Source organism: Moraxella caprae DSM 19149 (genome assembly GCF_000426885.1).
In the GTDB taxonomy this organism is placed as follows: Bacteria; Pseudomonadota; Gammaproteobacteria; order Pseudomonadales; family Moraxellaceae; genus Moraxella; species Moraxella caprae.
The window spans coordinates 1-11,088 of record NZ_AUGF01000028.1 but is presented as its reverse complement, the minus strand read 5'-3'; the positions used below and the strand labels follow the sequence as shown (position 1 = coordinate 11,088).

Annotated in this window: 7 protein-coding genes, 1 tRNA gene and 1 pseudogene; 6 read left to right on the top strand and 3 right to left on the bottom strand. The window is 45.0% G+C overall.

Annotated elements, in window-relative coordinates; translation table 11 throughout:
* Positions 1 to 27 precede the first annotated feature (27 nt).
* The 3 genes and pseudogenes from K941_RS0108240 to recG form a co-directional block, all read right to left on the bottom strand.
* A pseudogene (locus K941_RS0108240) lies at positions 28 to 1,335 on the bottom strand (phospholipase D-like domain-containing protein); the annotation flags it as partial.
* 74 nt (positions 1,336 to 1,409) lie between these two features.
* Positions 1,410 to 2,138, bottom strand: coding sequence for a leucine-rich repeat domain-containing protein (locus K941_RS16435; protein WP_051225969.1), 729 nt, complete (start codon positions 2,136 to 2,138; stop codon positions 1,410 to 1,412).
* Positions 2,139 to 2,176: 38 nt separating this feature from the next.
* Positions 2,177 to 4,270 (bottom strand): ATP-dependent DNA helicase RecG, encoded by a 2,094-nt coding sequence (gene recG / locus K941_RS0108230; protein WP_029103242.1) that lies wholly within the window; start codon positions 4,268 to 4,270, stop codon positions 2,177 to 2,179.
* Between the two features lie 488 nt (positions 4,271 to 4,758).
* Between recG and K941_RS0108225 the strand changes: the two genes are divergently transcribed.
* The 6 genes from K941_RS0108225 to K941_RS17510 all read left to right on the top strand — a co-directional run.
* The gene (locus tag K941_RS0108225) at positions 4,759 to 5,982 is read left to right on the top strand and encodes a type II secretion system F family protein (RefSeq protein ID WP_029103241.1); all 1,224 of its coding nucleotides are present in this window, start codon (positions 4,759 to 4,761) and stop codon (positions 5,980 to 5,982) included.
* The gene (locus K941_RS0108220) at positions 5,982 to 6,887 is read left to right on the top strand and encodes a prepilin peptidase (RefSeq protein ID WP_029103240.1); all 906 of its coding nucleotides are present in this window, start codon (positions 5,982 to 5,984) and stop codon (positions 6,885 to 6,887) included. Before K941_RS0108225 ends, K941_RS0108220 begins: the two co-directional genes overlap by 1 nt.
* A gap of 47 nt (positions 6,888 to 6,934) precedes the next feature.
* Positions 6,935 to 7,011: transfer RNA gene (locus tag K941_RS0108215), tRNA-Val, on the top strand.
* Positions 7,012 to 7,131: 120 nt separating this feature from the next.
* Positions 7,132 to 9,918 (top strand): [protein-PII] uridylyltransferase, encoded by a 2,787-nt coding sequence (gene glnD / locus K941_RS0108210; RefSeq protein WP_036387918.1) that lies wholly within the window; start codon positions 7,132 to 7,134, stop codon positions 9,916 to 9,918.
* Between the two features lie 57 nt (positions 9,919 to 9,975).
* On the top strand, positions 9,976 to 10,824 hold the full coding sequence (locus K941_RS15265; protein WP_051225968.1) for a WG repeat-containing protein: 849 nt from the start codon (positions 9,976 to 9,978) through the stop codon (positions 10,822 to 10,824).
* Positions 10,825 to 10,910: 86 nt separating this feature from the next.
* A partial coding sequence (locus tag K941_RS17510) for an IS1/IS1595 family N-terminal zinc-binding domain-containing protein (protein ID WP_457920426.1) occupies positions 10,911 to 11,088 on the top strand: 178 nt, incomplete at its 3' end.

Genomic DNA, 11,088 nt, shown 5'->3' with positions numbered 1-11,088 from the left:
GGGATTGTCAAGGGTATTTGTGCTACTTCACATCCGTGTTTTTATCAGCTCCCTTAGCCTATCTTTCTGCCCTATCAGCTCCATTTTTTGATTATCAAAATACTCCTGCCAATCATCGATACTGCTTACCACTTGATAGCTTTGACTTGCTTTAATCTCATCAATGATAAGTTTAAGATTATCCAGCTTTTGGGATAATTGACTTTTGATGAGTTTTAATTTGTCGCTTTGGCTGACGGTCTCTGAGCGAGCCTTAAATATCCCTTTTTGCAAATCATCAAGTATCCGTTCCACCGTTTTTAGGTCATTTTGTTCATAGGCTTGTCGCAACTCATTAAACACCGCCATTGCCATATCCTTTTGCTCGTCATTGACACGGTCGGGGTGGCATATTTGACTGGCTTTGCGGTAGGCTTGTTTTAGGCGTTTTTGTTCATCGGTATTTAGTTCATAATGCGTTTTGGCTTTTTCTTTGTCCAACTGCTCATTAAATGTTTGCTCGTCTTGTTTGGCTTCATCGTAGGCATTTTGGTCGCCTTGCTGTTTGGCAAGTTGTTTTCGCAAAGATAAAATTTCACTGATTAAATCACCCAAATTCATGCTGTGCTGATGATTAAAATCGGCAAGCAATTTTTCTAATTCCGCCTTTTCGCTGTCGTATAAATTGATTTCATGTTCTAATAGCCGAATTTCCAATTTCAACGCCATAATATCCACATCTTGATAAATGGCAACGCTGTGATATTTTTTGATAAAATCATCAATCAGCCCAATAGCATGACTAAACTGCATTTTTTTAATGGCATGATAAATCTCGCTAATGTCCTGTTCGCTGTCAAATTGTTTTAATTTTTGGTTTTCTCTGGTAATGTCATCCAAATCTTCCAATATCACATAATTTTTTAAAATTTCTAGGCGTTTGATAATTTGAGCGACTGGCAAAACGATTTCATTATTGGGCATAGGTTTGCCAATAATTTTATAAAACTCCTGATAAAATGCTTTTGCCAAAATCGCATCTTGACTAATGGTAATGTTTTCAAAATTATTCTTCTCAGCTTTTTTGCTCCAATTAAATGACCCTGTAATCACAGTCATTTTGTCAATCACACAAAATTTATGGTGCATTAGTGCTTTATTGCCGTCCCCAATCCAATAAGTTTGGCAATCTGGATAATGATTTAACTCATCGTGATTGATTTTGACTTTATCGCCTTTGTTGATGCGGTCATTTGATATAATCAGTTGCACTCGCACACCGCTTTTGGCTTTGGCAATTAAAATTTCAAAAAAGTCGGCACGAGTAAACCACGCCACCGCAATCACAATGCTGTGCGTGGCTTTATTTCATTCTGCGATAATATGCTGTGGGATATTGTCAAATAGGGCTTGGGTTTGCATTTTTTATACTAAAAATAAATTCTACAATTTGGAAGTTGCTGTTGTAGCCATTTTATGTCTTGGGATTTAATTGGGTTACAATTTAAATTAAGAAATCTCAACTGTGTTAAATGAGCAAGTGAAGAAATATCTTGGATTTGGTTGTTGCCCAAACCAAGCTCTATTAATTGCGATAAATTAGCAAGTGGTGTAGTGTCTTGGATTTGGTTGAAACTTAAATAAAGTGTTGTTAATTTTGTTAAATTAGCAAGCACAGATAGGTTTTGGATTTGGTTGCAATTTAAATCAAGCTTTTTTAATTGTGTTAAATTAATAAGTATGGATATGTCTTGGATTTGGTTGTTGCCCAAATTAAGCCTTGTTAATTGCGTTAAATTTGTAAGCACGGATAGGTCTTGGTTTTTGCCATTTCCCAAATTAATCTTAACCAATTTTCGTAATGCTTTTAGGCAACCAAACACCAACTCACGATTAAGCCAATCAAACTCTGTTTGATAATGATACACTCTGTTAAATTTCCAATCCTTATTGTGCCATAACTTCAATTTCAATCCGCGCCTTATCAATAAAAACTTCCACTCATCATCAAGTGAAAGCCACCATTCCCACAGCTCATCATCATTCATCTCACTAATGCCCTTTACCCCTGTATGGGCGAGCAGTTTATTGGTTAGATTGATGGGCGTATCGGTAAGGCGTAGGGTCAGTCCTGTTTGGCTTGGGATTAGGTTTGACATGATTTTTCCTTTTTAAAAGGGTAATTTTAGCATAATATTCACGCCCCCACAAACTCCCCACTATCCTTTAGCCACAGCCCTATCATCGCTTGGGCGAGTGCGGTTTTGTTGGGTTGGCTGATGAGATGTTTTGCCAACTGCTCAGCGATGTCAAGCAGTCTCTCATCTCGCACGATGTCCGCCAGATAATAGCCCATGTCGCCTGTTTGTCGTTTGCCCAGTAGCTCGCCTGCCCCACGCAATTCTAAGTCCTTTTGGGCGATGACAAAGCCGTCCGTGCTATCCCTTAGGATATTGAGCCTCTCGATGCCTGTGGGCGATAGGGGCATTTGGTAGAGTAGCACACAAAAGGACTTTTCCGAACCACGCCCCACACGCCCACGCAGTTGGTGGAGCTGAGATAAGCCGAGCCGTTCGGCATTTTCTATTACCATAAGAGACGCATTTGGCACGTCCACGCCCACTTCTATCACGGTGGTGGCGACCAGTAGGTCAATGTCGCCTTGTTTAAAATCATTCATCACCGCTTGCTTATCACTGGCTTTCATTTTGCCATGTACCAGTCCTATCCGTATGTCCAACCGCTCGCACAAATCTTCATATAACAGCTCTGCCGACTGTGCGTCTAGGGCGGTGGACTCTTCCACGAGCGGACACACCCAGTAGGCTTGTTTGCCGTTTTTGCAGTTGATGCGTATCCGCTCAATCACTTCATCACGGCGGTCTCGGTTAATGGTAACAGTGGTAATGGGCGTGCGGTTGGGTGGTAGCTCATCTATCGCCGACACGTCCATGTCGCCATACATACTCATGGCAAGCGTGCGAGGGATGGGAGTAGCGGTCATGGCAAGCTGATGTGGGGTGCTGTTTGCCACGCCTTTACTGACGAGTTTCAATCGTTGCTCCACGCCAAAACGGTGCTGTTCGTCAATGATAACAAGCCCCAATTTGGCAAATGCCACACCGTCTTGGAACAGGGCGTGCGTACCAACCACGATTTGTACGTCATTATTGATAATGGCACTTAAACTGGCATTGCGTTCTTTGGCAGTCTGTTTGCCGGCAAGCCAGCCCACGCCAATACCCATCGGCTCAAACCATTTTTTAAAGTTAAGCAAGTGCTGTTCTGCCAAAATCTCGGTCGGTGCCATGATTGCCACTTGCCAACCGCTGTCAATGGCATGGCACGCTGACAGACCTGCCACAAGCGTTTTGCCCGCCCCCACATCCCCTTGCACAAGGCGGAGCATGGGCGTACTGGTGGCAAGGTCGTCAACTATCTCGCTAACAACACGCTGTTGGGCGTTGGTCGGGCGAAAGGGCAAGCTCGCCACAAGCCTATCAGCAAGCGGACTGACACGCTCGCAAAAAGGGGCTTTGTGGGCGTGTAGGTTTTGCTTGCGGCACAAAAACACAAGCTGATGAGCGGTAAGCTCTTCTATAATAAGCCTTTGGCAAGCGGGGTGGGTGCGGTCTTTTAGCCCTGTCAAAAGTGCCGTTTGGCTAAAAATGTCCGCCTGTGGGTCGGGCAGGTGTATGGCACTCAAGGCGGACAACAAATCGCCCTGCACGCTTACGCCCACGCTGTTAAAATCATCATCAGACAGGCAAGTTAAAGGTGTTTGGCGGACGGCATTAAGAGCCGTGCGGACAAGCTGACGCAGTTTGTTTTGGTGAAGTCCTTTGACGGTCGAATAAATGGGCAAAAGCCCACTTTCAAAGGTCTTTGTCCCTGTAATGTGGTACTCTGGGTGAGCCATTTGCACGCCATAGCGACTGACCTTTATCTCGCCAAATGCGGTGATGTTCGCCCCCACGGTCATGGTTTGCAACAGCGTCGGATAGGTTTTAAAAAACTGCAACACAACCATGCCAGTGCTGTCTTCTAGGCACACCGACAGCCGTCCTTTATTGCTCGCCACGTCCGTGATGACCCCTGCAATCATGCACACTTGCCCATTTTCTACCGTATTCATCGGCACGGTACGGCTACGGTCTTCATAATCTCGGGGCAGGTGCATGAGTAAATCAAAAATGCGATGAATGTCAAGCTCGGCAAGTTTTTTTGCCAACGGTTGACCCACGCCTGCAAGGGCGGTAATGGGATATTGGGTGGGGGCAAGGATTGTCATGGGATAATTTGTGGTTATTTTTATTATTACTTTTACTTCAATCTCAACTTAAAATAATAACTTATTGATTATCCCATAATTATTTCTTGGGTTGTAGGGGCGAATTAAAAATCGCCCTTTATAAATCAATCGCTTATGTAAAGTTAAGAATGGGGTTTATTTTTAGTCATTGTAAGCGTAATGAAACAAATTGACAAGAATTTATCTTTTGAGATGACAGATTTTTAAAGAAACGGCCATGCACTAGACAATATTTATACCATTTAACCAAAAAAATAAACCGTTTATTTTTTATGGCATAAACGGCGGTTTATACCCTACCGAAAACCACGAATGTTGTGCAAGTTTTGTGATACATTATTTACAATTTGATGGGTTTTGGTGTAAAATGTCATCAGCATTACCCTATTTTGGGTTCATTTAAAAATACAATACGGCACATAACTTGCAACATCGCCAGCATTGGCAAAGCATGAAGAGACACACACATGGCAAAAGTAGCAACTGAACAGTTAATTGATTTTAAATACTCGGGCACCAACCGACGTGGACAAAACGTCAAGGGTGAGCTAACCGCTAAGAGCCTTGAATTAGCTCGTGCCCAACTGCGAAAGCAGGGCATTGTTGTCCAAGACGTTAGACAAAAATCCAAGCCTCTTTTTCAAATCAAAAAATCTATCAAAGCGATTGATATTGCTATCTTTGTGCGTCAGCTTGCCACCATGATGAAAGCAGGTGTGCCACTGACCCAAGCCTTTGAGATTGTGGCTGATTCGCTTGACAATCCTAGCATGAAAGAAATTGTATTAAAAGTTAAGGTGGATATTGAAGCAGGGAGCAACTTTGCCACTGCCCTGCGTAAGCACCCCAAATACTTTGATGACCTGTTTTGTTCATTGGTTGAATCTGGTGAGCAGTCAGGTGCGTTAGAGACCATGCTTGAGCGTGTCGCTACCTATAAAGAAAAAAGCGAAATGCTCAAAGCCAAAATCAAAAAGGCAATGAAATATCCGATTGCGGTTATCATTGTTGCTATTATTGTTACCGCCATTCTATTGGTTAAGGTAGTTCCAGTCTTTGCTGATATGTTTGCCGGTTTTGGTGCTGAATTACCTGCCTTTACCCAGATGGTCGTTAATATGTCTAACTGGATGGTTAAATATTATTTGGTATTTTTTATTGTACTAGCAATCCTTGTTGTGTCTTTTACCCAAGCTAAGTTGCGTAGCCAAAAATTTAGAAATTTCTTAGATAGATTGGCTCTTAAACTACCCATATTTGGTAATATTGTTTATCAAGCCATCATCGCCCGTTTTTGTCGCACCCTCTCCACCACTTTTGCTGCTGGTGTACCTTTGATTGACGCCCTAGATTCTACCGCAGGGGCAACCAATAATATTGTATTTTATGAAGCCACACAGCGTGTCAAAGAAGATGTCGCCACCGGTCAGCAAATGCAGTTTGCCATGCGTAACACTAATTTATTTCCCAGCATGGTACTTCAAATGGTCGGCATCGGTGAGGAAGCAGGTAGTCTAGAAGAGATGCTTGATAAGGCTGCCACTTTTTATGAAAATGAAGTGGATAATGCCGTTGATGGCTTAACCAGTTTGATGGAACCCATGATTATGGCATTTTTAGGCGTGGTTATTGGTGGTTTAGTTATCGCCATGTATCTACCAATCTTCATGATGGGTGATGTTATCGGATGATGAATTACCCTACCTTTTTATCAGACAATTTATGGTTGGCACTTGCCCTAGCTGGACTGCTAGGGCTTTGTGTTGGTTCATTCTTAAATGTGGTGATTCACCGTACGCCACTTATTATGAATCGTGAATGGCGTAAAGATACGGCATGGTTTTTAGGCACTCAATCCGACCTTAACCCCAAGCATGTCAAACCCATTCAAGATGTTATCGCCAATGACATACCCATTAGCCTATCCTTTCCGCCCTCTCGTTGTCCCAAATGCAACCACCAAATCCGTGCTTATGAAAACATTCCTGTATTAAGCTGGCTAATTCTGTTGCGTGGTAAATGCTCTGGCTGTGGTAATCCCATTAGCATGCGTTATCCATCGGTGGAACTCATTACCGCCTTACTGTCCGTTTTGGTGATTTATACACTTGGGGCAAATATCGCAGGTGCTTTGGGGCTTATCTACCTGTGGATACTTATTGCTTTAACTGGCATTGATTTTGATACTCAGCTACTGCCCGACCGTTTGGTGTTTCCGCTGGGTATGATGGGTCTTATTGCAAACACCCAAAATATCTTTACTTCGCTTGGCTCTGCGGTATGGGGTGGACTGCTTGGTTTTTTATCCTTTTGGTCGGTTGCCAAACTCTATGCACTCATCACCAAAAAAGACGGCATGGGGGCAGGCGATTTTAAACTCTTAGGGGCGATTGGAGCGTGGCTTGGCGTGAGCATGTTACCCTTTTTGATTCTTGTATCTGCTGTGTTGGGCTCTATCGTGGGCGTGGTGTTGATGAGAATGCGTGGCGAAAGCCATCCCTTTGCCTTTGGTCCTTATATCGCCATTGCAGGTATCATCGCCCTATTATGGGGCAACGACATCATGAGTTGGTATTTAAATATGTACAAAGTGTAAAAAGTGCTTGCCATTTAAAATTTATCTGTTATAATAGCACCACTTTTAGGCGTATAGCTCAGTTGGTTAGAGCACCACCTTGACATGGTGGGGGTCGATGGTTCGAGTCCGTTTACGCCTACCATATCTAGACCCCCTTGAAATGCTTATATTTCAAGGGGTTTTTGCTTGTTTTGACAAAATTGCTTACAAAAATAAAGATAAATTTACGACAAATTTGACAAATATTTAGCCACTGATCGCCATGACCCAAACCAACTTACCCCCCTTGCCACCCCTACCCCCCTACACTCCCGCCGCTTATAAGGCTTATCTAAATGAGCTAAATGCCGATATTGATAGGCAGATTTGCAAGCAGGGCATACACGCCACACAGACGATAGACAGCCACATCGCTAGGCGAACGCAGGCGGTAGATAGCATACTTGTAAGCATATTTGAAGCATTATTTGGGACAGACAGCGAGCTTGGATTATTTGCCATTGGTGGGTATGGGCGGGGCGAGCTGTTCCCAGCGTCAGATGTGGACATTTTGATACTAGGCGATGACACGGACAGCCATCAAACCCAGATAGAAACGTTCGTGGCAGACCTGTGGGACATCGGCATAGAGCCTGCCATCTCGGTGCGGACAGTGAGCGACACGATGACTGCCGTCACCGAGCATACCGTGGCAACCGCCCTCTTAGAAGCCCGTTTTTTGGTCGGTAATGACACACTGACCGACGTACCAACCCTTGCCGTCAAAGGGGCGTGGACTGCCAAAGCCTTTTTTGGTGCCAAGATGAGCGAATCCAAAGCCCGCTATCTTGCCCATAACGCCACCGAATACAACTTAGAGCCGAACATCAAGACCGCCCCTGGTACACTAAGAGATTTGCACATTATTTTGTGGCTTGGTAAGTTTTATTTTGACGGGGTGCGGGATTTTCATGATTTGGTTGAAGTGGGGTTTTTAAGCCCTGACAAATACGCCACCTTAGAGTCTGCCAAACGCTTTTTATGGTGCCTACGTCATCATCTACACACCCATGTCGCACGCCATGACGACCGCCTGCTCTTTGATCGTCAGCGTGCCATCGCTGTTAGCATGGGATTGGCACATGCCGATGATGACAACCGCCAAATCACGCACGCCTTAGAGCGACTCATGCGAACCTACTATCGCCATGCGATGACCACCGCCAGTCTCTCTGAGCTTTTGTGTGCGTATTTTAATGAAAACTATCTAAACCCTGAGTTTATCACCACGCCCATTGATGAGCATTTTTATGCCATCACCGAACAGGCAAGCCCCATTGATTCATCCCTACACCAAGACGGACTGGCAAAGGACGTACTCATCAAGCAAGGCAAACTACCAAGCCACGACCCCAAGATTGCCGTGCATGACCCACACGCCTTTGATAAAAATCCCGCCTTACTGCTTCGTATCTTTTTGGTCATGGGACAACAAGGCATTAAAAAAATCAGTGCCAACACCCTGCGTGCCATCTACCTTGCCACGCCACGCATCGATGATGACTACCGCCAGCACCCTACCCATCAAGCCCTATTTTTGGCAAACCTGCAAGAACCCAACTACCTATTTCATCGCCTACGCCTGATGAAACGCTTTGGCGTGCTAGGCTCGTACCTGCCTGCCTTTGGGCAAATCATGGGGCTTATGCAGTATGACCTATTTCACCGCTACACCGTGGACGCTCATACCTTACTACTCATTCGCATTTTGCACCGCTTGACGGATGTGGATAATGAGATTTATCAGCAAAAATTTGACCTAGTCAGTCAGATTTATAAACAAATCCACCGCAAAGACATACTGGTCATCGTCGCCTTATTTCATGACATCGCCAAAGGACGTGGAGGCAACCACAGCGAACTCGGGGCGATTGATGTGTATGAATTTTGTACATCGCACGGCATGGCCGAGAGCGACAGTCAGTTTGCGTCATGGCTGGTGCGTGAACATCTGACCATGTCGCTCACCGCCCAAAAGCAGGATATCTCCGACCCTGATGTCATTGCTCGCTTTGCCCATTTTGTCGGCAGTGTCAGCAGGCTAAACCACCTGTATGCACTGACCGTTGCCGACATGAACGCCACCAACAGCGAGCTGTGGAACTCATGGCGAGCCAGTCTGTTAAAACAGCTTTATATCAGCACCAGACGAGTGCTAAACCTTGGCATGGGCGTCGTGGACAAAGACGTCTATATCACCGGTCGCAAGAGCAAAGCCCAAGCCCTACTGACCGACATCGACCCTACCACCTTGCACGCCCTATGGGACGAGCTAGGTGATGAGTATTTTTTAAAACACAAAAAACTCGACATCGCATGGCAAAGCCGTGTCATCTTAGAACAAAAATCCGCCATCCAAGACGCTCGCCCCATCATCACCATTCGCTCCCACACCGATTTGGCACTGGACGCCATTCAGCTATTTATCTGCACCCCCGACCGTGATGATTTGTTCGCCATCAGCGTGTGCGTGCTTGACCGTTTTGGCTTGTCGGTGCTGGATGCGACCATCGTCAGTGCCACCATCGATGGCGTGCCGTCCGCTCTAGACAGCTATGTACTCATTGACCGCTTTGCCGCACGAGATGAGCATGGCACGCTCATGAGTGATTTTCTGACCCCCAGTGACAGACGAGACGAGCTTGTGAGCGAGCTTAGCCAAGCACTCACAGGCAACGCTCCTAAGTGCCAGATAGCCAGTGCCAGTTTTGGTTTTAACTTGACTTTAAAACACTTTAACGTCCCCACGCAGGTACACATCGAGCGTGCCACCCCCTTTGCCCATCAAGGTCATCACGCCCTATCACTCATCACCAAAGACCGCCCTGCCCTACTTGCCAAAATCGGGCAAGTCTTCTCAAAGCTTGGCGTGGCGGTACATGGGGCGAGAATCACCACCCTAGGCGAGCGTGCCGAAGACATCTTTTATCTGTCTGACAAAGACGGCGGTTTGCTTGATGATGATACAATTGAGTCACTCAAAGTGGCTTTGATTGAAATTTTACAATAAGTCAAGTACAATAAATCCGTTTTTCCATTCATTACTTTTTCTCATTTGGAATCATTCATGAACTCTTCTTTTTTTACCCCGTCCATCTCTCGCTCAAAGCTTGCCCTATGCCTTGCCCTATCCGTTTTTGCCACGACAGTCGTCAACGCAGAAGACAACGTCGATTCGGACGATTACGCTCTCTTCGACTTATCAGAAGACATCGACGCCTGCGAAGATGATACCAAACTGCCGACAGGTTTTAGCTACAAAGAGTACACCAGCGACTGTCAGTATAACGAAAACATGACCGTCATTACCGATGGTACGGTGTATGGCTTTGCCAACAAAGATGGCAAGGTCATCATCCGCCCCACTTTTGAAGATGCTCACGACTTTGATGAAGGGCTTGCCTTAGTCAAACAGCAAGGCAAATACGGCTACATCAATCCCAAAGGCAACATCGTCATTCGCCCTACCTTTGAAGACGCATGGAGTTTTTGGGAAGGACGTGCCAAAATCACCCAAAACGGCAAATATGGCTTTATTGACAAAAAAGGCAACATCGTCATCAAACCGAGCTTTGATGAGACAGGCAACTGGTTTGAACAGGGCTTAGTGTCAGTCAAAATCAACGATAAATGGGGCTTTATGGACAAAAACGGTCAAACCAAAATCGCCCCCAACTATGACTATGTCGAAGATTTTAGCGAGCAATTAGCTCTGGTTGCCAAAGACACGGGCAAAACCGACAGCGATGGCGACCCCATTTGGCAATATGGCTACATCGACACCAAAGGCAAAATCGCCCTACCCATCAAATACGATTATGCCAGCAGTTTTACCGAAGGCTCTGCCATGGTCATTGCCGATGATAACATTTATTTTATCAATAAAAAAGGCGAACGAGTCGAGCCTGAATTATAAGACTGTTTGGCATTGTCAAACAACAATACATAAGCTAAAATACCCACACAGTCTATCATAAGCAAAGCAAACACCCAATGAGCCAAATATTCACCTATTGCCCTAAGTGTCAATCACCCTCTTTTGTTAAAGCAGGTTTTAATAATGGTAAGCAACGCTATAAGTGCAAAGACTGTTGTTATTATTTCTCTGTACACAAACATGCCTCACATAAGAGCGATGACATTAAAAAAATGGCAATAGATATGTATCTTGAAGGCTTAG